Below are 22,489 nucleotides of genomic sequence, written 5' to 3'. Positions count from 1 at the left end.
AAATGAGTGTCAAACAGAATTTAAACAAAATTGAAGAAGAAATTAGCAATCATATTGAAAAAAATTCCATTTCAGCACAACCTCACGTGATTGCTGTGACAAAGTATGTTACAATAGAGCGAGCTAAAGAAGCTTATCAAGCAGGCATTAGACACTTTGGTGAAAATAGATTAGAAGGCTTCAAAGAGAAGAAAGCAGCATTACCTGATGACGCTATTTTTCACTTTATTGGCTCTTTACAATCTAGGAAAGTCAAAGACGTCATCAATGAAGTTGATTATTTTCATGCATTGGATCGCCTAAGTTTAGCTAAGGAGATTAATAAAAGAGCAAATCATGTCATATCTTGCTTTGTGCAAGTGAATGTTTCTGGGGAAGAATCAAAACATGGTATCGCTTTAGACGAAGTTAACGAATTTTTAAATGAATTAAAAGATTATGAGAACATCAAAATTGTTGGTTTAATGACTATGGCACCACTAACAGATGATGCTTCATACATTAAATCAATATTTCACGATTTAAGACATAAAAAAGAAGAAATTCAACAATTCAATTTAGAACATGCACCATGTACTGAATTATCGATGGGAATGAGTAATGACTATCAAATCGCAGTTGAAGAAGGTGCAACCTTTGTCAGAATTGGGACTAAACTTGTAGGAGAAGAGGAGTGAGCCCCTTGGCTTTGAAGGATTTATTTAATGGATTTTTTGTAGTAGAAGATGAAGAAGAAGTAGAAGCGCCAGAAGAACGTGAATCTGCTAGATCACGCGAGCGTGCTCAAGATCGTGATGTGGAGTCGCGCAATGAAAATACGACACCAGCACAAACACAAAATAATATAAGTAGACAAAATGCGATTAAATCTGTACCACAAAAGAGTACAAACAGACAAAATGCTACATCTGAGGAAAGGAATTATCGTATGAATAATAATTCAAAGAGTAATTCTCGTAACGTTGTCACTATGAACCAATCGTCTCAAAGTTATTCAACGCAGGAAAGTTCAAAAATGTGCTTATTTGAACCACGCGTTTTTTCAGATACTCAAGATATCGCTGATGAGTTGAAAAATAGACGTGCTACATTAGTTAATTTACAACGTATTGATAAAGTATCTGCAAAACGTATTATTGACTTCTTAAGTGGTACAGTCTATGCCATTGGTGGAGATATCCAACGCGTAGGTACTGATATTTTCTTATGTACACCTGATAACGTGGAAGTTGCTGGAAGCATAACTGATCATATCGAAAGCATGGAGCAACATTACGAATAAGGAGTTAAATTATGGATATCGGTTTGCTTAGTACAATATTCCGATTTATTTTATTCTTAGTACAAGTTTATTATATAGGAATGATTGTTTATTTCTTCACTTCTTGGGTTCCTAGTATCAGAGAATCTAAAGTTGGAGAATTTTTAGGGAAGATTTATGAACCCTTCCTAGAACCTTTCAGAAAAGTTATTCCACCCATTGGATTTATAGATATTTCTTCAATTGCGGCAATCATTGTATTAGTTTTATTCCAACGTGGATTATTAATGATCTTTAATATCATTCTTACACATATGGCTTAACTTGAAGCGTCTTCTAATATAATATACATGTAGTAAACGAGGCAAAGTATACAACAACTTTGACCTCGTTTTTATCATGTACATGTTTGAACATTTCAAATTATATATGTAATCAATCCGTTTCAGAAAAATAATAGAACGGTAGGAGGTGTTTGTCATCGATATATATCAACACTTTAGAAATGAAGAGCAAGAATTAATTGATCAATTGATGGATAAATGCGAACAAGCGGATAGTCATTATGCACCGGTGCTTACAGCATTTTTAGATCCGAGAGGGCAATTTATATTAGAAGTAATTGTAGGAAGTTATGAAGATTTAAATGTGACTTATAACGGGGGACCACATGCTGAAAGAAAACGTGCTATCATTGCACCTTCCTATTATGAACCACAAGAAGAAGATTATGAAATTTCGCTCCTTCAAATAGATTATCCAGAGAAGTTTGTGAATATACAACATCAACACGTACTTGGAACATTAATGTCATTGGGGATTGAAAGAGATCAACTTGGTGATATTATGATAGGTGATGAGATACAATTTATTTTGACAAAGCGTTTAGAATCTTATATCATGTTTGAACTAACGCGTATCAAAGGCGCCACAGTTAAACTTAATTCTATTCCTATAAAAGATATGATACAATCAGAAGAGAATTGGAAAATTCAAAGTGCTACTGTGAGTGCGTTGAGATTAGATGTTGTATTAAAAGACATGATACGTAAATCTCGAAATATAGCGAAACAATTAATCGAAAAGAAAAGAGTAAAAGTGAATCACACGATTGTAGATACACCTGACTTTCAATTAGAGAAGAATGATTTACTTTCTATCCAAGGATTTGGTAGAGCCCAAATCACAGAAATTGGTGGAAGAACTAAAAAAGATAAATTACACATTACCTATCAAACATTATTTAAATAGTATAGTGATGAAACAAGGAGGATATCACATGCCTTTCACACCAAGTGAGATTAAGAATAAAGAGTTTACACGAGTGAAGAACGGTTTAGAACCTACTGAAGTGGCAAATTACTTAGATCAATTAAGCAATGAAATTGAACGCCTTAAAGAAGATAAAAAGCAACTTGAAAAAGTAGTTGAAGACAGAGATACAAATATTAAATCTTATCAAGATGTTCACCAATCTGTAAGTGATGCTTTAATTCAAGCACAAAAAGTAGGAGAAGAAACTAAACTTGCAGCGACTAAAGATGCTGAAGCAACACTAGCTAAAGCACAAGTTCAAGCTGATAAAATTGTGAATGAAGCTATTGAAAAAGCACGTCGTCTTTCATTCCAAACGGAAGACATGAAACGTCAATCTAAAGTGTTTAGATCTCGTTTCCGCATGTTAGTGGAAGCACAGCTTGATTTACTTAAGAGTGAAGATTGGGATTATTTATTAAATTATGATTTAGATGCTGAACAAGTGACTTTAGAAGATATTCATCATTTAAATGATAATGATTTAACACCTGAAGAACGTGCAATGAAAAATAGTCAATCAGATGAGCAAGTTAATCATAATGAATCAACATCTGAATCAGCGAATGCTTCAGATTCTCAATCAACATCATCAAATTCAACTTCAAACAACCAATAATGGATTTGAGGCAAGGTTGATAGGTAACAGGATAGTTTTTATAAAAAGATGCATGTTCAGTTGCCTTGTTAACTTATTTGTTATAAAAATGCATTTTCTAAATAACAATTTATTGATATGATATAGAAAGACAGACGCGTAAGAAGCAGTTAACATATTCCAGCGAGTTAGGAAATGGTGAGAGCCTAACATCATGTTTGTTTCTTATATCACTGGCTTTTATTTTTAATATGCTTTAAGAGAGAACTCTAAGTTGAGTTAAACAGGGTGGTACCGCGGTTAAGCCGTCCCTGTTGATTGAACTTAGAGTTCTTTTTTTATCATAAGAAGGAGTGAACAGAATGAATTACAAAGATACTTTATTAATGCCCAAAACTGACTTTCCAATGAGAGGTGGTTTGCCTAATAAAGAACCTCAAATTCAGGAAAAATGGGATGCTGAAGATCAATATCAAAAAGCATTAGAAAAAAACAAAGGAAATCAATCTTATATTCTACATGATGGCCCACCATACGCTAATGGTAGTTTACATATGGGACATGCACTTAACAAAATTATTAAAGATTTTATCGTGCGTTATAAAACGATGCAAGGTTTTTATGCACCATATGTTCCAGGATGGGATACACACGGTTTACCTATTGAACAAGCCTTAACTAAAAAGGGTGTAGACCGTAAAAAAATGTCTATTGCTGAATTCAGAGAAAAATGTAAAGAATTCGCACTTAAACAAGTTGATATTCAAAAGAAAGATTTCAAACGCTTAGGTGTGCGTGGTGATTTTAATAATCCTTATATTACACTCACTCCTGAATATGAAGCGGCACAAATTAGATTATTCGGTGAAATGGCAGACAAAGGTCTAATTTATAAAGGTAAAAAACCTGTATATTGGTCACCTTCAAGTGAATCTTCTTTAGCAGAAGCGGAGATTGAATATCATGATAAACGTTCTGCATCAATTTATGTAGCGTTTGACGTTAAAGATGATAAAGGTGTCGTAGATCCAGATGCTAAGTTCATTATTTGGACAACTACGCCATGGACAATTCCATCAAAGGTTGCCATTACAGTTCATCCAGAACTTAAATACGGTCAATACAATGTTAATGGACAAAAATACATTATTGCGCAAGCATTATCTGAAACAGTAGCAGAAGCTTTAGAATGGGATAAAGAATCTATTCAACTTGAAAAGGAATTTACAGGTAAAGAATTAGAATATGTAGAAGCACAACATCCATTCTTAGATCGTGTGTCACTTGTTATCAATGGTGATCATGTCACAACTGATGCAGGTACAGGTTGCGTTCATACTGCACCTGGACACGGGGAAGATGACTACATTGTTGGTCAAAAATATGAATTGCCAGTAATTAGTCCATTAGACGACAAAGGTGTATTTACTGAAGAAGGCGGACAATTTGAAGGTATGTTCTATGATAAAGCCAATAAAGCTGTCACTGACCTTTTAACTGAAAAGGGCGCACTTCTTAAATTGAACTTTATTACTCATAGTTACCCACATGATTGGCGTACTAAAAAACCTGTCATCTTTAGAGCAACACCACAATGGTTTGCTTCAATTAGTAAAGTAAGACAAGATATTCTTGATGCGATTGAAGATACTGATTTCAAAGTCGACTGGGGTAAAACACGTATCTATAATATGATTCGTGACCGTGGTGAATGGGTAATTTCTCGTCAACGTGTATGGGGTGTTCCATTACCAGTATTCTATGCTGAAAATGGAGACATCATCATGACGAAAGAAACAGTCAATCATATTGCTGATTTATTCGCAGAACATGGTTCAAACATCTGGTTTGAAAGAGAAGCAAAAGATTTATTACCTGAAGGATTTACGCATCCAGGTAGTCCAAATGGTGAATTTACTAAAGAAACAGATATCATGGATGTATGGTTTGACTCTGGTTCATCACACCGTGGCGTGTTAGAAAATCGTCCTGAATTAAGCTTCCCAGCTGACTTATACTTTGAAGGTAGTGACCAATATCGTGGTTGGTTTAACTCTTCAATCACTACTGCAGTTGCAACAAGAGGCCAAGCACCATATAAATTCTTATTATCTCACGGTTTCGTTATGGACGGAGAAGGTAAGAAAATGAGTAAATCACTTGGTAACGTTATCGTTCCAGACCAAGTAGTAAAACAAAAAGGTGCAGATATTGCGCGATTATGGGTAAGTAGTACAGATTATTTAGCTGACGTACGTATCTCTGATGAGATTTTAAAACAAACATCTGACGTATATCGTAAAATCAGAAATACATTAAGATTTATGCTAGGTAATATTAATGACTATAACCCTGAAACTGATCGTATTCCTGAAAATGATTTATTAGACGTAGACCGTTATTTACTTAATCGTTTACGTGAATTTACTGCAAGTACAATCAATAATTATGAGAATTTCGATTACTTAAATATCTATCAAGAAGTTCAAAACTTCATTAACGTTGAATTAAGTAATTTCTACTTAGATTATGGTAAAGACATCCTTTATATTGAGAAAAAAGATTCTCACAAACGTCGTAGCATGCAAACAGTGTTATATCAAATTTTAGTTGATATGACTAAATTACTCGCTCCAATCTTAGTACACACTGCTGAGGAAGTATGGTCACATACGCCTCATGTTAAAGAAGAAAGTGTTCATTTAGCTGATATGCCAGAAGTGGTTGACGTTGATAAAACGTTACTTGATAAATGGAATACTTTGATGGATTTACGTGACGATGTAAACCGTGCGCTAGAACAAGCGCGTAATGAGAAAGTGATTGGTAAATCACTAGAAGCTAAAGTTATTATCGGTAACAACGAATCCTTTAAAGCTACAGAATTCTTACAAGAATTTAATGATCTTCAACAATTATTCATTGTCTCTCAAGTAGAAGTTGTTGATACAGTTGAAAATGGCACTTCATACAAATATGGTGACATTCGTATTGAACATGCTGAAGGTGAAAAATGTGAAAGATGTTGGAACTATAGCGAAGAATTAGGTTCCGTAGGTGAACTTGATCATCTTTGCCCACGTTGTCAAGAAGTGGTTAAAACTTTAGTTTAATATTACTAATTTGATAGGTTATTGTTCAAAAATAAGGGCACAAACGCTGTGATATAGGCGTTTGTGTCTTTTTTATGAGTTAATATATTGAAATTTTTCAAGGAATTAAAGTGCGTTAGCTTCTACGTTTGAGCGTCTATAGGGACTGTAATTAAAACTTAACTGCACAATAAACGAATGATTAGTTTTCTTTATTGTTAATCTCTTAATTTCAAATTCTCTAACATTTCAAAAATCTTTTAAACAAAATATTTCAAAGCAAAAATTTGAATTTATGTGTAATTTTAGGCATAATATTAAAAATATGATAATAGTGAAGTCATTGTTTTACATAAAAAGAGTGATTGGAAATTGAGAGGATAGTAGGATGTTTCATAGTAAAGATGCACATTTTGTTAATGGTGTAACAATAAATATAAAAGATAAGCAAGTGATTAAGGCATTTTATGAAGAAGTTTTAGGATTTAATCTTGTTAACGAATCTATGACGACTGTTCAATATGAAGTTGGCCATGCGAATCAATATATTACATTTAATGAAATTCATAATGGAAGAGAACCTTTAATGTCTGAAGCTGGGCTGTTTCATATAGGAATCTTGTTACCAGAGCTATCTTCACTAGCTGATTTATTAGTACAATTAAGTGATTTTGAAATACCTGTAAATGGTGGGGAGCAAAGTGTAGGTACAGCATTGTTTATTGAAGATCCAGAGGGTAATGCATTAAAATTTTATGTTGATCAGGATTTTGAATTTTGGAATTATGATGAAGACCACAGAGTGAAAATGGATATTATTCCTGTCAATGTGCCTAGATTATTAAAAGAAGTTTCTGACGAAGGATGGCAAGGTATACCAGAGGATGCCAAATTAGGCTCCTTGCATCTCAAGACGATTAGAATTTCAGAAATTAAATCATACTATCTTAATTATTTTGGTTTAGAGGAATCAGCATACATGGATGATTATTCTCTATTTTTAGCTTCAAATCATTACTATAATCACTTAGCAATGAATCAATGGTTATCTGGGACAAAACGCGTAGATAATGAGAATACTTACGGTTTGGTGATGATAGATTTCCATTATCCAGAAACTACGCACAAGGATTTAAAAGGGCCAGATGGTTTATATTTCAGATTTAATCGCATCACAGAACAATGAATATAAGCACTGAAATCATAGGCTTCACTGATAACTTTATCCATGAAAAGGTGGGACGACAAAATTAATTTTTCTGAATTATATTTATGACCCATTACCTTTTTTTATACCATTGAGTAGGATATAATATTAGGTGTTGTCAAAAAGGGACGTTGTATTGAATGGAGGCACATGAATGAAAAAGAAATATTATATTGGAATCTCACTTCTTATAGCAATTTTAGTCATTATTTTTGACCAGGTTTCAAAATGGATCATAGCTACTTCAATGAAAATAGGTGATTCCTATGAAGTTATTCCTCATTTTTTAAATATTACTTCACATAGAAACAACGGAGCTGCTTGGGGAATCTTGAGTGGTAAAATGGGATTTTTTTACATTATCACTTTAGTTATTTTAGTCGTTCTCGTGCTGTTTTATATTAAAGAAGCTAAATATAATTTATTTATGCAAGTTGCAATTAGTTTATTATTTGCAGGTGCATTAGGTAACTTTATCGATCGCGTTTTTAATGGTGAGGTTGTCGATTTTATAGATACATATATTTTTGGATATGATTTTCCTATTTTTAATATAGCAGATTCTAGTTTAACGATAGGTGTGATTTTTGTCATTATTGCACTATTGAAAGATACCACTAAAAAGGGATAAGGAGGTTCACACTTGGAAACATATGAATTTAAGATTACCGATGAAAGTCAAGTCGGTCAACGTATAGATAAACTATTATCTGAAATGAATGATGAGTGGTCACGTAGTCAACTTCAAGATTGGATTAAAGAAGATTTAGTTAAAGTAAATGATAAAGTGATTAAATCCAATTATAAAGTTAAATTGAATGATCATGTTATTGTCACGGAAAAGGAAGTCGTAGAAGCGGATATTCAACCAGAAGATTTAAACTTAGATATCTATTATGAAGACGAAGACGTGGCGATTGTGTATAAACCTAAAGGGATGGTAGTGCATCCTTCACCAGGTCATTACACAGGTACACTGGTGAACGGTTTGATGTATCAAATTAAAGATTTATCAGGAATTAATGGTGAAATTCGTCCAGGTATTGTGCATCGAATTGATAAAGATACATCAGGTTTATTAATGGTTGCTAAGAATGATATTGCGCATCGTGGTTTAGTTGAGCAACTCATGGATAAAACTGTTAAACGTAAATATACAGCTTTAGTACATGGGAATATTCCGCATGACTATGGTACTGTAGATGCACCAATAGGTCGAAATAAAAATGATCGTCAAGCAATGGCTGTTGTAGACGATGGCAAAGATGCGGTCACACACTTTAATGTATTAGAACATTTTAAAGATTATACATTAATTGAATGTGAATTAGAAACTGGCCGTACACATCAAATTCGTGTGCACATGAAATATATAGGTTTCCCACTTGTTGGAGACCCTAAATATGGTCCTAAGAAAACATTAGATATCGGTGGACAAGCCTTACATGCAGGTGTAATTGGATTCGAACATCCAGTCACTCATGAATACATTGAAAGAAGTTCAGAATTACCAAAAGAATTTAAAGATTTATTAGAAGATATTCGACGAAGAGATGCATAAATGTAGATAAATGGTTTAAGATGGTTTCAAATTAGAAATTGTCTTAAGCCATTTTTTATTTATCGTATACTCTCATTCAAATGTATTTTTTGTCATTGAACCCCCATTAATACACATATTTAGATTCTATTGACAATTTTTAAATTAATGTGCGCTTATTCTAATCGTTTTAGAGAATGTATTGACTTATTTCTTAAAAAGCTTTAAACTTATAACAGTTTAAATATAGAAAAGCGTAGTCTTTAATTGAAAGTCCAGAGAGGCTTCGAAGACATGATAATTAGGAATAAGTATACATTTAAAGGGATTTCGTTATAGAATACATCCAACTGTATTCAATCTCAGCGAAATTCTGTAACTATATATAAAGAAATTTCATTAACGATAAGTTATTTAATTTCTTTAAGTGTAACCTTAACCTCATGTCTTTATTAAAGATATGGGGTTTTTTCACATTTTAAAAGAGGTGAAACGATGTCACAACGAGTCATTTTAGATGAAGCTGCAATACAACGTACTATCACTCGAATCGCACATGAGATTTTAGAGTATAACAAGGGCACTGATAATTTAGTGCTTCTAGGTATAAAAACGCGAGGGGCATTTTTAGCAAATCGCATCCAAGATAAGATACATTCTATTGAGCAACAAGTTGTGCCAACTGGAACAATTGATATTACACATTTTCGTGATGATATCGACAATGTTTCACAGCAATCAGACATCAAAGCTTTTGATATCGATGTAGATATTACGGATAAAGTTGTGGTCATTGTTGATGATGTGTTATATACGGGCCGTACTGTGAGAGCTTCACTAGACGCTATACTCTTACATTCTCGGCCGGTCAAAATTGGACTTGCAACACTCGTCGATCGAGGGCATCGAGAACTACCTATTCGAGCAGATTTTGTAGGAAAGAATATACCAACTGCACGAGATGAATCCGTTTCAGTTTATTTAGATGAAATTGATGATCAAAATGCAGTCATAATTGAATAATATCCCTTTTAAAGCAGTACGAGAGACTGAAAAAGGTGAAGTTAATAAGTTAAGTAACGGTAAATAAATGATGTAAGCATCAACAAATGAAACGTTATTTAATACATGCTTAATGGAATACTTCATTAGAAATGTGGTGGGCGAATGAACAATTCGCTATATATCCATTTCGCTTTAGTCTCTTTGCATTCACTGATGTAAAGAGATTTTTTTATGAAAGGAAATGAAGAACATGGAAAATGAACAAATGTTTGAGCGTACCGTTAAACCGGTGCTTGATGTCAGAGACAAACCAAAACCAACACAATGGGCATTCTTAAGTTTACAACACTTATTTGCGATGTTTGGTTCAACCGTATTAGTACCATTCTTAACGCATCTACCTATATCAGCAGCATTACTTGCGTCAGGTATTGGGACGCTGATTTACATATTGATAACTAGAGCAAAGATACCCGCTTATTTAGGTTCAAGTTTTGCCTTTATCACACCTATTATTACAGGTTTAAGTACGCATAGTTTAGGTGACATGCTCGTAGCGTTATTTATGAGTGGATTGATGTACGTCATCATCGGATTATTTATTAGATTAAGTGGCACAGGTTGGTTAATGCATTTGTTACCACCTGTTGTAGTAGGACCAGTCATTATGGTTATCGGACTAAGTTTGGCACCGACAGCTGTCAATATGGCAATGTTTGAGAATTCTGCAGACATGAAAGGTTATAATTTAAGTTATTTACTTGTAGCAATGATTACGTTGATTGTCACAATCGTGGTACAAGGCTTCTTTAAAGGATTTTTATCACTCATACCTGTACTGATTGGAATCATTGTAGGTTATATCGTCTCTATATTTATGGGCTTAGTTAAATTCGCACCCATCGCTCAAGCTAAGTGGCTAGATTTTCCACATATTTATTTACCATTTAAAGATTATACGCCATCCTTCCATTTAGGATTAGTACTTGTCATGATTCCGGTAGTATTCGTTACAGTAAGTGAACATATCGGACATCAGATGGTGATTAATAAGATTGTTGGTCGTAACTTTTTCAAAGATCCTGGGTTAGATAAATCAATTATTGGTGATGGTATTTCAACTATGTTCGCAAGTATTATTGGTGGACCGCCAAGTACAACTTACGGTGAAAATATCGGCGTACTCGCCATCACTAAAATTTATAGTATCTATGTCATTGGTGGTGCAGCAGTTATTGCCATCGTGCTTGCATTCATAGGTAAATTTACAGCATTGATTTCATCCATTCCTACACCTGTTATGGGAGGTGTGTCAATCTTACTCTTTGGAATTATTGCAGCAAGTGGTTTACGAATGATAGTTGAAAGTAACGTTGATTTTTCAAATAATCGTAACTTAGTTATCGCTTCCGTAGTTCTTGTAGTAGGTATTGGAAATTTACTGATTAATTTAAAAGGAATCGGCGTTAATTTGCAAATTGAAGGTATGGCACTATCCGCACTTTCTGGAATTATTTTAAATTTAATTTTGCCAAAAGATAAAAAAGAAGAAAATTAAGATTTAATCCATTAGGAGGGCGCTTTATGAAAAATTTATTATCAATGGAACACCTATCAACAGAGGAAATTTATGATTTAATCACTACAGCTAGCAAATATAAATCAGGAGAAGAAGCATTACCTCAATTCAACGATAAGTATGTGTCTAACTTATTCTTCGAGAATTCAACAAGAACAAAATGTAGTTTCGAGGTAGCTGAAAAAAAACTAGGATTAAACCTTATCAGTTTCGAGACTAGTACCTCTTCTGTTAAAAAGGAGAATCCTTATACGATACTTGTAAAACTTTAGAAAGTATTGGTGTGGATTTATTAGTCATTCGTCACTCACAAAATGCGTATTATGAGGAATTAGAAAATTTAAACATTCCAGTTGCAAATGGAGGAGACGGTAGCGGACAACATCCTACTCAAAGTTTGCTAGATATTATGACGATTTATGAAGAATATGGTTCTTTTGATAATTTAAATATTTTAATTTGTGGAGATATTAAGAATTCACGTGTCGCAAGAAGTAATTATCATAGTTTGAGAGCACTTGGTGCAAATGTGATGTTCTCTAGTCCTGAAGAATGGGTAGATGATACATTAGAGGCACCATACGTTAATATTGATGATGTGATTGAACAAGTGGACATTGTCATGTTACTTAGAGTTCAACATGAAAGACACGGTATTGCAGGTGAAGCAAATTTTGCTGCTGAAGAATATCATCAACAATATGGGTTAACTCAGGCAAGATATGATAAATTAAAAGAGGAAGCCATTGTTATGCATCCTGCTCCAGTGAATCGGGGAGTTGAAATAAAGAGTGATTTAGTAGAAGCTCCTAAATCTCGTATTTTTAAACAAATGGAAAATGGTATGTATTTAAGAATGGCAGTCATAAGCGCGCTTTTAAAATAGGAAGGGGTTATTTTTAATATGAAATTAATCAAAAATGGAAAGATCTTAAGAAATGGAATCTTAAAAGATACTGAGATATTAATTGATGGTAAACGTATTAAAACAATTAGTAGTAAAATCAATTCATCATCACCAAATATTGAAGTGATTGATGCTAAAGGTAATTTAATCGCACCAGGATTTGTTGACGTGCATGTTCATTTACGTGAACCAGGTGGGGAACACAAAGAAACAATTGAAACTGGTACGAAAGCAGCAGCTAGAGGTGGGTTTACTACTATATGCCCAATGCCTAATACTAGACCAGTACCAGACTCAGTTGAGCATGTTAAAGAATTAAGAGAACGAATTTCTGAGACAGCTAAAGTGCGTGTGTTACCTTACGCGTCTATCACTAAAAGACAAGCAGGTAAAGAACTTGTAGACTTTAAAGAGTTAGCACTTGAAGGCGTCTTTGCATTTACTGACGATGGTGTAGGGGTTCAACAAGCTAGCATGATGTACGCGGCTATGAAACAAGCAGCTCGAGTTAAGAAACCAATTGTAGCCCATTGTGAAGATAATAGTTTAATTTATGGTGGAGCAATGCATAAAGGTAAACGTAGTGAAGAACTAGGCATCCCAGGCATTCCTAACATTGCGGAGTCAGTTCAAATTGCAAGAGATGTGTTATTAGCTGAAGCGACAGGTTGCCATTACCATGTATGTCATGTTTCAACTAAAGAAAGTGTTCGTGTGATTAGAGATGCTAAGAAAGCAGGCATCCATGTAACTGCCGAAGTCACTCCACATCACTTACTTTTAACTGAAAATGATGTGCCAGGTGACGATGCGAATTATAAAATGAATCCACCTTTAAGAAGTAAAGAAGATAGAGAAGCATTATTAGAAGGTTTATTAGATGGCACAATTGATTGTATTGCTACTGACCATGCGCCTCATGCAAAAGAAGAAAAAGATCAACCAATGACACAAGCGCCATTTGGTATTGTCGGAAGTGAAACAGCATTCCCATTACTTTACACTCATTTTGTAAGAAGAGGTAACTGGTCACTTCAACAATTAGTCGATTATTTCACAATTAAACCGGCGACAATTTTCAATTTAAATTACGGTAAATTGCATAAAGATAGCTATGCAGATTTAACAATTATTGACTTAAATAGTGAAAAAGAAATCAAAAGTGAAGATTTCTTATCTAAAGCTGATAATACGCCATTTATTGGTCGTAAAGTATACGGCAATCCAATATTAACAATGGTTAAAGGTGAAGTAGTATTTGAGGAGGACAAATAGATGCTTGAAAAACGTTATCTTGTACTGAAAGACGGCTCTTATTATGAAGGATATCGCCTAGGTTCTGATGATTTAACAATAGGTGAAATCGTATTTAATACTGCAATGACGGGGTATCAGGAAACAATTTCTGACCCCTCATATACAGGTCAAATCATCACATTTACATATCCATTAATTGGAAACTACGGTATTAACCGTGATGATTTCGAATCTTTAACACCGACATTGAATGGTGTAGTAGTGAAAGAAGCAAGCACACATCCTAGCAATTTCAGACATCAAAAAACATTACACGAAGTACTTGTTCAATATCATATTCCTGGCATTTCTGGAGTGGATACAAGAAGTATCACACGTAAGATTCGCCAACATGGTGTGTTAAGAGCTGGATTTACAGACAATAAAGATGACATTCATGCACTTGTTGAACATTTAAAGACTGCTGAACTACCTAGAGATGAAGTTCAAACAGTATCAACGAAGACACCATATGTTTCAACAGGTTCAGATTTAAGCGTCGTATTGCTCGACTTTGGTAAGAAACAAAACATTGTTCGTGAATTAAATATGCGTGGTTGTAACGTAACGGTGGTGCCTTATAATACGACTGCAGAAGAAATTTTAGGTATGTCTCCAGATGGCGTCATGTTATCAAATGGTCCTGGAGATCCCGATGAAGTTGAAGTCGCAATCGAAATGATTAATGGTATTTTAGGCAAAATTCCTTTCTTCGGTATTTGTTTAGGACATCAACTTTTCGCATTATCTCAAGGCGCCACTTCCTTCAAAATGAAGTTCGGACATCGTGGTGCTAATCATCCTGTTAAAGATTTACGAACAGGTAAAGTTGATATTACAAGTCAAAACCACGGCTACTCTATCGACCGTGATTCACTTAAAGATACTGATTTAGAAGTGACACACATTGCACTTAATGATGGAACTGTTGAAGGTTTAAGACATAAACAATTACCTGCATTTTCAGTTCAATATCACCCTGAAGCAAGACCGGGACCAAGTGATTCAAACTATTTATTCGATGAGTTTATAACAATGATGAATGAGTTCAAAGAAAAGGAGCGTCATTTAAATGCCTAAACGCGATGATATTCAAACAATTTTAGTAGTAGGTTCTGGACCGATCATTATTGGTCAAGCTGCAGAGTTTGACTATGCAGGTACACAAGCATGTCTTGCTTTAAAAGAAGAGGGGTATCGAGTTATCTTAGTGAACTCCAACCCTGCAACCATTATGACTGATAAAGAAATCGCAGATAAAGTCTACATTGAACCATTAACACATGACTTTATTGCTCGAATCATTCGAAAAGAACAACCAGATGCATTGCTACCTACATTAGGTGGTCAAACTGGCTTAAATATGGCGATACAACTACATGATAGTGGCGTGCTCGCTGCTAATAATGTCAAACTTTTAGGAACAGAACTAGAATCAATTCAACAAGCGGAAGACCGTGAAATGTTCAGAACATTAATGAATGATTTAAATGTACCAGTACCTGAAAGTGATATTGTTAATACAGTAGAACAAGCCTTTGAATTTAAAGAACAAGTGGGATATCCATTAATCGTACGACCTGCGTTCACTATGGGTGGTACTGGTGGCGGTATCTGTTACAATGATGCTGACTTAAAGGAAGTAGTAAGTAACGGATTACATTATAGTCCAGCCACACAATGTTTAATTGAAAAATCTATCGCAGGCTTCAAAGAAATTGAATATGAAGTGATGCGTGATAAAAATGATAACGCTATTGTCGTATGTAATATGGAAAATATTGACCCAGTTGGTATACATACAGGTGATTCGATTGTAGTTGCACCTAGCCAAACATTGTCAGATGTAGAATATCAAATGCTACGTGATGTATCGTTGAAAGTGATTCGTGCTTTAGGCATTGAAGGAGGATGTAACGTCCAACTTGCGTTAGATCCACATTCTTTAAATTATTATATTATTGAAGTAAACCCTCGTGTGTCACGTTCTTCAGCTTTAGCTTCTAAAGCCACAGGTTATCCTATTGCGAAATTAGCAGCTAAAATTGCTGTAGGTTTAACTTTAGATGAGATGTTGAACCCAATTACTGGTACATCATATGCAGCCTTTGAGCCGACATTAGATTATGTAATCTCTAAGATTCCACGTTTCCCATTCGATAAATTTGAAAAGGGTGAACGTGAGTTAGGTACGCAAATGAAAGCCACTGGTGAAGTTATGGCCATCGGACGTACATATGAAGAGTCATTATTAAAAGCGATTCGTTCTCTAGAGTATGGTGTTCATCACCTCGGTTTACCAAATGGAGAAAGCTTTGATTTAGATTACATTAAAGAACGTATTGGTCATCAAGATGATGAACGTTTATTCTTTATTGGCGAAGCCATTCGTAGAGGTACGACTTTAGAAGAAATTCATGAAATGACTAAAATCGATTACTTTTTCTTAAATAAATTCCAAAATATTATTAATATCGAACATGAATTAAAAGAACATCAAGGGGATTTAGAATATCTTAAATATGCGAAAGATTATGGCTTTAGTGATAGAGTCATCGCGCATCGTTGGGATATGAACGAAGAAGATGTTTACCAATTACGTGTGAACAATGATATTAAACCAGTGTATAAAATGGTTGACACATGTGCGGCAGAATTTGAATCTACAACACCTTATTATTACGGAACTTATGAAACTGAAAACGAATCAATCGTGACTGATAAAGAAAAAATACTTGTATTAGGTTCTGGACCAATTCGAATTGGACAAGGGGTAGAATTCGACTATGCCACTGTACATGCTGTATGGGCGATACAAGAGGCCGGCTACGAAGCTATTATTGTAAATAATAACCCTGAGACAGTTTCAACTGACTTTTCAATCTCAGATAAATTATACTTTGAACCATTAACTGAAGAAGATGTCATGAATATCATTAATTTAGAACAACCTAAGGGTGTCGTTGTGCAATTCGGCGGTCAAACAGCGATTAATTTAGCTGATAAACTTGCGAAACACGGCGTTCAAATCTTAGGAACATCATTAGAAGATTTAAATAGAGCTGAAGATAGAAAAGAATTTGAAGCGCTATTACGACAAATTGATGTTCCACAACCACAAGGTAAAACATCAACATCACCTAAAGAAGCACTTGAAAATGCACGTGAAATCGGTTATCCAGTCGTTGTTCGTCCATCATACGTATTAGGCGGACGTGCAATGGAAATCGTTGATAACGACCAAGAATTGGAAAATTATATGACGCAAGCGGTAAAAGCAAGCCCTGAACATCCAGTTCTCGTTGACCGTTATTTAACTGGTAAAGAAATTGAAGTAGACGCTATTTGCGATGGGGACACAGTCATCATCCCTGGTATCATGGAACATATTGAACGTGCAGGTGTTCATAGTGGTGACTCAATTGCCGTTTATCCACCACAAACACTGACACAAGAAGAAATCGATACACTTGAAGATTACACGATTAAATTAGCCAAAGGTTTAAACATTATTGGTTTAATTAACATCCAATTTGTTATCGCACATGATGGTGTATATGTGTTAGAGGTTAATCCTCGTTCAAGTCGTACAGTACCATTCTTAAGTAAGATTACTGACATTCAAATGGCACAACTTGCTATGCGTTCAATCATGGGTGAGAAACTTGACCAATTAGGCTATCAACAAGGTATCCAACCTTACTCAGAAGGTGTCTTTGTTAAGGCTCCGGTATTCAGTTTTAATAAGTTGAAGAATGTGGACATAACGCTTGGACCTGAAATGAAATCTACTGGTGAAGTGATGGGTAAAGACCTTACTCTTGAAAAGGCGCTATTCAAAGGGCTTACAGGTAGCGGGGTAGAAGTTAAAGATCATGGTACTGTATTGATGACAGTAAGTGACAAAGATAAAGATGAAATTGTGAAAATTGCACATCGCTTAAATGAAGTAGGTTATAAAATCTTAGCTACTAAAGGTACTGCAGACAAACTTAAATCAAATGATATTCCTGTTGAAGTTGTAGGAAAAATTGGTGGCGAGGATGACTTACTAACTCGAATACAAAATGGTGAAGTTCAAATTGTTATTAATACAATGACTAAAGGTAAAGAAGTTGAACGTGATGGTTTCCAAATTCGTCGTACGACTGTTGAAAATGGGGTGCCTTGTTTAACTTCATTAGATACTGCAAGCGCATTAACTAATGTGATTGAAAGTATGACGTTTACAATGAGAAACATGTAATGTTAAAGAATGAGCGATTGAAGGAGCAATTTAAATGAGAAATTTACCAATCATCGCGCTAGATTTTAAATCTGCTGAAGAAGTTAATACATTTTTAGATCAATTCGACGAAGAGTTATGTGTCAAAATTGGTATGGAATTGTTTTATCAAACTGGACCTGAATTTATCCAATCTCTTAAGAAGAGAGGGCATGATATTTTTCTAGATTTAAAATTGCATGATATTCCTAATACAGTCAGTAAAGCAATGGAAGGATTGGCACGTTTAGATGTGGATTTGGTCAACGTCCATGCTGCTGGTGGATTGAAAATGATGGAAGAAGCTAAAAAAGGTTTGAGAAAATATAACCCTGATACTAAAATTATTGCAGTGACACAATTGACTTCAACCACAGAAGCACAATTACGTGAGGAACAGAATATTCAAACTAGTATTGAAGAAGCAGTACTTCATTATGCACGCCTTACACATAAAGCTGGGTTGGATGGTGTCGTGTGCTCACCGCTTGAAGCAGAATTAATTTCACAGGAGTTAGGTCCTGAATTTATGAAAGTAACGCCCGGAATTAGACCTAAAGGTGCTGCGCAAAATGATCAACAACGTATCACAACCCCGGAAGATGCTAAAGTCTTAGGTTCTACACACATTGTGGTTGGCAGACCTATTACTCAAAGTGATGATCCAGTATCAAGCTATCAAAATATCAAAGAAAGTTGGTTAGGTTAAATGGCTAAAGAAATTGCAAAAGCTTTATTAGATATAGAAGCGGTCTCATTATCTCCTAATGATTTATATACATGGAGTTCTGGGATTAAATCCCCAATTTATTGTGATAATCGTATCACGTTAGGTTATCCTTTAGTTCGTAATGCGATTAGAGATGGATTAGCGCGCTTGATAGAGAAACATTTTTCTGAAGTGGAAATTGTCTCAGGAACAGCGACTGCAGGTATTCCTCATGCTGCGTATCTTTCTGAAAAAATGGAATTACCTATGAACTATGTACGTTCGAAAAGTAAAAGCCATGGTAAGCAAAACCAAATTGAAGGTGCAAAAAGTGAAGGTAAAAAAGTCGTTGTCATTGAGGATTTAATTTCCACAGGTGGTTCTTCAGTTACAGCTGTTGAAGCTTTAAAAGACGCAGGGGCTGATGTATTAGGTGTTGTAGCCATTTTCACATATGGATTGAAAAAGGCAGACGATGTATTTAAAGAAGCGGGTATACCTTTCTATACTTTAAGTAATTATAATGAATTGATTGAGGTTGCTAGAGAAGAAGGGAAAATTTCTGAAGAAGATATTCAGACTTTAGTTGATTGGAGAGACAATTTAGCATAATATATGTTTATATAAAGGGGGAAAGTAAATGGCTCATAACAATGATAATAATCACATGTACATCATTATGAAACATTGTAATGAATTTTTAGAGAGACAAGATGATTATAGAACCCCGAAAACTGTAAAAAGTGTGGATGAAAGCATCCAAAATTTCTCTGAATCTAAATCAATAGATGACGATGCTTTTACGCACTCAGGTGATATATTTAAACGTGCTAAAGAAAATTTACGTCATAAAGGTCAATTATAAAAATAAATAGAAATTAAAAAGGAGGCTGAGATAAAAATGATATCTCAGTCTCCTTTGATATATTGGCAGTAAATGCTTGAATTGAACGTGAATTTATATAAAGATTCTCTCGATCCTAGCCATTCTTGCTGTCTGAGTGCTAGTATAGAGAATTATTTTAAGAAATTCTGCAGACAATACAAGTTGAAGGCAGAACAATGAAAATAATTGAGATAAATAATATTTCTGTCCTACTCACAATTATCGGATAAAGACTTTAATCAGTAACCAACCAATGAGTAAGACAATTAATAAAATTAATAAAGGTAAACCATAGTGAATAATCATAGTAAATCATGCCTCCTTATGAAATGTTTCTATATTTAATATGTGATGAAAGAATTAAATTAATTAATATAACTGTAGTGATTCTATTATAGATTTTAAAATTTGCGTTGTAGCTTTACGATATTCTACATTGTAAGAGTTATCATGTTAAAATAATATACGAGATACTTAAATTGGTAAAGTAATTAAAATATATAAACTAGGGGAGATACAAAGTGGAAATACCTAAAATTACTACATTTCTAATGTTTAATGATCAAGCTGAAGAAGCAATTCATCTATATACAAGTTTATTTGAAGATAGCGAAATATTAACTATGGTGAAATATGATGAAGATGGTCCAGGTACGCCTGGATCAGTTCAACATTCCATATTTACATTGAATGGACAAGTTTTCATGGCGATAGACGCTAATAATGGAGAAGAGTTACCTATGAATCCTGCGATGTCATTATATGTCACTGTTAAGGATGCGATGGAAATGGAACGCTTATTTAGTGGCTTGAAAAAGGAAGGCGCTATCTTAATGCCTAAAACAGAGATGCCACCATTTAGAGAATTTGCGTGGGTACAAGATAAATTTGGCGTAAGCTTCCAACTCGCATTACCAGAATAAATCAGCAATTTAAAAAATTCCGTATGGCACACTATGACAGAGCCATACGGAATTTATTTTTTTATGATTCTTTCATTTGTTGAATTTTGTCATAATCAGGCGTTGCGTATAACGTTTTTTGATTATCATATGTTACAAAGCCTGGTTTTGCACCTGAAGGTTTATGAACATTTCTAATTTCTGTATAGTCAACTGGTATTTGACCTGAATTTCCAGCTTTAGAAAAGTAACCCGCTATCATTGCGGCTTCTTTGATTGTCTCTTCACTCGGATGACCATTTAATATGACAACGTGAGAACCTGGTATATCTTTAGTATGGAACCAAATGTGAGATTTTTGAGCTTTTTTATTGGTTAAATAATCATTTTGCTTATTATTTTTACCTACTAAAATTGTGTCGCCATCACTTGAACGATACATTTGCAATTGGATTTGAGCATTTTTCTTCTTTTTATGATTTTTACGTTGTTTCATAAAGCCTTGATCAGCTAATTCGTCACGAATATCATCTATGTCATCAACAGTAATATGATCTAGTTGTTGTTCAATATTAGAAAAATAATCAATGTTTTCTTTTGTTAATTGAATTTGATGATCAAGTTCGTGTTCACGTGTTTTAAGACGATTATATTGTTTGTAATAATACTGTGCGTTGACTGATGGAGATTTAGTTGGGTTAAGGGGAATTGTAACTTCTTCTCCCGTGTAGTAATTTAATGCTGTTACCGACTCATCGCCTTGTTTAATTCGATATATATTCGCTGTAATAAGTTCGCCATAAAGTTGCTGAGTTTCTTTATCTTTAGCGCTTTCGTATTCGTCTATCAGTTTGCTTAATTTATTTTGCTGTTTCTGTAGTTGCTGTTGCACAAATCTTACTAAATCATTGGCACGTTGTTTGACACGTTCGCGCTCTCCTCGAGCATCATAATAACGATCGAGTAAATCATTAAGAGAATCATACTGTACTATATCATCGTAAAATTGATTGAGTTTCATAAAATAGAAATCTTCTTTACCTGTTTCATGATTCTTATGGAAAAGGGGAACTGGCGCTAATAGCGTTTCTGCCATCACTTCATCATAAGCTTCAGGCAACGTGTCTTGTGTCATAAATTGTCGACGGCTGACTATTTCATTTGTTATAAGCGGACTAAAACCTTCAAATGTATTTAATAATTGTTTTGAAATTTTACCTGAATTAAAATCAATATATTTTAATGCTTCTTGACCTGAAACCTCATATGGATTTAATTTATTTTGGCTTGGTGGAGCTTCATATTCAAAACCGGGCATTACAGTACGATATTGATTTGTATTTGGTGTGAGATGTTTAAAACCTTCTATGATTTTGCGATTTTCATCCACTAGTATAAGATTACTGTGTTTACCCATGATTTCTAAAATAATTGTTCGATACATTGTATCGCCAATTTCGTCCTTACTTTGAACGTCTATTTCTACACGACGGTCATTACCGACTTGTCGTATATTTTGTATAAAGCCACCTTCAAGATGTTTACGAAACACACGTGCAAACATAGGTGGGTCAAATGGGTTGTCATATTTTTTATTAGTAATTTGTAATCTTGAAAAGCTTGGATGTATAGATAAAAGTAACTGATGATTTTTACGATTTTGTCGTACTACAATAATTATTGTATCGTTTTCTGGTTGATTAATTTTATGAATGCGACCTGAAACTAAATCTTGTAGTGATTCGATCATCTTTTTAGTAAATAAGCCATCGTATGCCATAACTATCTGCCACCTTAAAATTTTTCATTCATCATATTGTAACATGCGTAAACGGTAAGGTCATTGTTAAAGTATTGATATAAGTATGCTGTTTTTAAAAATAAAAGGATCACATTAAATAAAGTTAATGCATTAAGGAGTACTAATTA

The 22,489-nt window shown here is 34.3% G+C and carries 19 protein-coding genes and 1 pseudogene; 19 read left to right on the top strand and 1 reads right to left on the bottom strand.

The window, feature by feature from the left end:
• Positions 1–2: 2 nt before the first annotated feature.
• The 19 genes and pseudogenes from HMPREF3264_RS07670 to HMPREF3264_RS07580 all read left to right on the top strand — a co-directional run bounded on the left by HMPREF3264_RS07670 (position 3) and on the right by HMPREF3264_RS07580 (position 20,581).
• Positions 3–677 (top strand): YggS family pyridoxal phosphate-dependent enzyme, encoded by a 675-nt coding sequence (locus HMPREF3264_RS07670; protein WP_002442427.1) that lies wholly within the window; start codon positions 3–5, stop codon positions 675–677.
• Positions 674–1,282, top strand: a complete 609-nt coding sequence (locus HMPREF3264_RS07665) for a cell division protein SepF (RefSeq protein ID WP_002442429.1) — start codon at positions 674–676, stop codon at positions 1,280–1,282. Before HMPREF3264_RS07670 ends, HMPREF3264_RS07665 begins: the two co-directional genes overlap by 4 nt.
• A gap of 11 nt (positions 1,283–1,293) precedes the next feature.
• Positions 1,294–1,584 carry a YggT family protein gene (locus tag HMPREF3264_RS07660; protein WP_002442431.1) on the top strand — a complete coding sequence of 97 codons (291 nt, stop codon included), beginning with the start codon at positions 1,294–1,296 and terminating at the stop codon, positions 1,582–1,584.
• A gap of 148 nt (positions 1,585–1,732) precedes the next feature.
• Positions 1,733–2,512, top strand: a complete 780-nt coding sequence (locus HMPREF3264_RS07655; RefSeq protein ID WP_070872806.1) for a YlmH family RNA-binding protein — start codon at positions 1,733–1,735, stop codon at positions 2,510–2,512.
• Positions 2,513–2,540: 28 nt separating this feature from the next.
• Complete coding sequence (locus tag HMPREF3264_RS07650; protein ID WP_070872804.1) at positions 2,541–3,194, top strand: DivIVA domain-containing protein; 654 nt, start codon at positions 2,541–2,543, stop codon at positions 3,192–3,194.
• Positions 3,195–3,535: 341 nt separating this feature from the next.
• Entirely contained in the window at positions 3,536–6,286 is a 2,751-nt protein-coding gene (ileS, locus tag HMPREF3264_RS07645; protein WP_070872802.1) for an isoleucine--tRNA ligase, read from the top strand.
• Between the two features lie 367 nt (positions 6,287–6,653).
• Positions 6,654–7,451 (top strand): VOC family protein, encoded by a 798-nt coding sequence (locus tag HMPREF3264_RS07640; protein ID WP_070872799.1) that lies wholly within the window; start codon positions 6,654–6,656, stop codon positions 7,449–7,451.
• A 175-nt stretch (positions 7,452–7,626) separates the two neighbouring features.
• On the top strand, positions 7,627–8,103 hold the full coding sequence (lspA, locus tag HMPREF3264_RS07635) for a signal peptidase II (RefSeq protein WP_070872797.1): 477 nt from the start codon (positions 7,627–7,629) through the stop codon (positions 8,101–8,103).
• A 12-nt stretch (positions 8,104–8,115) separates the two neighbouring features.
• A complete protein-coding gene (locus HMPREF3264_RS07630) occupies positions 8,116–9,033 on the top strand; it encodes an RluA family pseudouridine synthase (RefSeq protein ID WP_070872795.1) in 918 nt (305 codons plus the stop codon).
• Between the two features lie 474 nt (positions 9,034–9,507).
• Positions 9,508–10,035 carry a bifunctional pyr operon transcriptional regulator/uracil phosphoribosyltransferase PyrR gene (gene pyrR / locus HMPREF3264_RS07625; RefSeq protein WP_070872793.1) on the top strand — a complete coding sequence of 176 codons (528 nt, stop codon included), beginning with the start codon at positions 9,508–9,510 and terminating at the stop codon, positions 10,033–10,035.
• A gap of 232 nt (positions 10,036–10,267) precedes the next feature.
• Positions 10,268–11,575 carry a uracil-xanthine permease family protein gene (locus HMPREF3264_RS07620; RefSeq protein ID WP_002442452.1) on the top strand — a complete coding sequence of 436 codons (1,308 nt, stop codon included), beginning with the start codon at positions 10,268–10,270 and terminating at the stop codon, positions 11,573–11,575.
• A gap of 26 nt (positions 11,576–11,601) precedes the next feature.
• Positions 11,602–12,482, top strand: a pseudogene (locus HMPREF3264_RS07615) (aspartate carbamoyltransferase catalytic subunit).
• An 18-nt stretch (positions 12,483–12,500) separates the two neighbouring features.
• Positions 12,501–13,778, top strand: coding sequence for a dihydroorotase (locus tag HMPREF3264_RS07610; protein ID WP_002442456.1), 1,278 nt, complete (start codon positions 12,501–12,503; stop codon positions 13,776–13,778).
• Positions 13,779–14,879, top strand: a complete 1,101-nt coding sequence (locus HMPREF3264_RS07605) for a carbamoyl phosphate synthase small subunit (RefSeq protein ID WP_070872791.1) — start codon at positions 13,779–13,781, stop codon at positions 14,877–14,879.
• Complete coding sequence (gene carB, locus HMPREF3264_RS07600) at positions 14,872–18,045, top strand: carbamoyl-phosphate synthase large subunit (RefSeq protein WP_070872788.1); 3,174 nt, start codon at positions 14,872–14,874, stop codon at positions 18,043–18,045. The genes HMPREF3264_RS07605 and carB overlap by 8 nt, the downstream gene beginning before the upstream one ends.
• Before the next feature lie 34 nt (positions 18,046–18,079).
• Entirely contained in the window at positions 18,080–18,772 is a 693-nt protein-coding gene (gene pyrF, locus HMPREF3264_RS07595; protein WP_070872786.1) for an orotidine-5'-phosphate decarboxylase, read from the top strand.
• A complete protein-coding gene (gene pyrE / locus HMPREF3264_RS07590; protein WP_070831692.1) occupies positions 18,773–19,384 on the top strand; it encodes an orotate phosphoribosyltransferase in 612 nt (203 codons plus the stop codon).
• Positions 19,385–19,412: 28 nt separating this feature from the next.
• Positions 19,413–19,637, top strand: a complete 225-nt coding sequence (locus tag HMPREF3264_RS07585) for a hypothetical protein (RefSeq protein ID WP_044466288.1) — start codon at positions 19,413–19,415, stop codon at positions 19,635–19,637.
• Positions 19,638–20,179: 542 nt separating this feature from the next.
• Positions 20,180–20,581 (top strand): VOC family protein, encoded by a 402-nt coding sequence (locus tag HMPREF3264_RS07580; RefSeq protein ID WP_070831690.1) that lies wholly within the window; start codon positions 20,180–20,182, stop codon positions 20,579–20,581.
• A gap of 61 nt (positions 20,582–20,642) precedes the next feature.
• On the opposite strand, the gene HMPREF3264_RS07575 is transcribed toward HMPREF3264_RS07580, so the two are convergent.
• Positions 20,643–22,340, bottom strand: a complete 1,698-nt coding sequence (locus HMPREF3264_RS07575; protein WP_070872783.1) for an Rqc2 family fibronectin-binding protein — start codon at positions 22,338–22,340, stop codon at positions 20,643–20,645.
• Positions 22,341–22,489 lie beyond the last annotated feature (149 nt).

It is taken from the genome of Staphylococcus sp. HMSC62A08 (genome assembly GCF_001839105.1).
Lineage (GTDB): Bacteria > Bacillota > Bacilli > Staphylococcales > Staphylococcaceae > Staphylococcus > Staphylococcus caprae.
Note: the sequence above shows the minus strand (reverse complement) of the source record. Positions and strands in the feature narration are given on the sequence as shown.

Bases quoted from the DNA above. Each gene is read 5' to 3' on its own strand.
- HMPREF3264_RS07670 (WP_002442427.1), top strand. From the start codon at position 3: ATGAGTGTCAAACAGAATTTAAACAAAATTGAAGAAGAAATTAGCAAT.
- HMPREF3264_RS07660 (WP_002442431.1), top strand. From the start codon at position 1,294: ATGGATATCGGTTTGCTTAGTACAATATTCCGATTTATTTTATTCTTA.
- HMPREF3264_RS07650 (WP_070872804.1), top strand. From the start codon at position 2,541: ATGCCTTTCACACCAAGTGAGATTAAGAATAAAGAGTTTACACGAGTG.
- ileS (WP_070872802.1), top strand. From the start codon at position 3,536: ATGAATTACAAAGATACTTTATTAATGCCCAAAACTGACTTTCCAATG.
- HMPREF3264_RS07640 (WP_070872799.1), top strand. From the start codon at position 6,654: ATGTTTCATAGTAAAGATGCACATTTTGTTAATGGTGTAACAATAAAT.
- lspA (WP_070872797.1), top strand. From the start codon at position 7,627: ATGAAAAAGAAATATTATATTGGAATCTCACTTCTTATAGCAATTTTA.
- pyrR (WP_070872793.1), top strand. From the start codon at position 9,508: ATGTCACAACGAGTCATTTTAGATGAAGCTGCAATACAACGTACTATC.
- HMPREF3264_RS07620 (WP_002442452.1), top strand. From the start codon at position 10,268: ATGGAAAATGAACAAATGTTTGAGCGTACCGTTAAACCGGTGCTTGAT.
- HMPREF3264_RS07610 (WP_002442456.1), top strand. From the start codon at position 12,501: ATGAAATTAATCAAAAATGGAAAGATCTTAAGAAATGGAATCTTAAAA.
- HMPREF3264_RS07605 (WP_070872791.1), top strand. From the start codon at position 13,779: ATGCTTGAAAAACGTTATCTTGTACTGAAAGACGGCTCTTATTATGAA.
- carB (WP_070872788.1), top strand. From the start codon at position 14,872: ATGCCTAAACGCGATGATATTCAAACAATTTTAGTAGTAGGTTCTGGA.
- pyrF (WP_070872786.1), top strand. From the start codon at position 18,080: ATGAGAAATTTACCAATCATCGCGCTAGATTTTAAATCTGCTGAAGAA.
- pyrE (WP_070831692.1), top strand. From the start codon at position 18,773: ATGGCTAAAGAAATTGCAAAAGCTTTATTAGATATAGAAGCGGTCTCA.
- HMPREF3264_RS07585 (WP_044466288.1), top strand. From the start codon at position 19,413: ATGGCTCATAACAATGATAATAATCACATGTACATCATTATGAAACAT.
- HMPREF3264_RS07575 (WP_070872783.1), bottom strand. From the start codon at position 22,340: ATGGCATACGATGGCTTATTTACTAAAAAGATGATCGAATCACTACAA.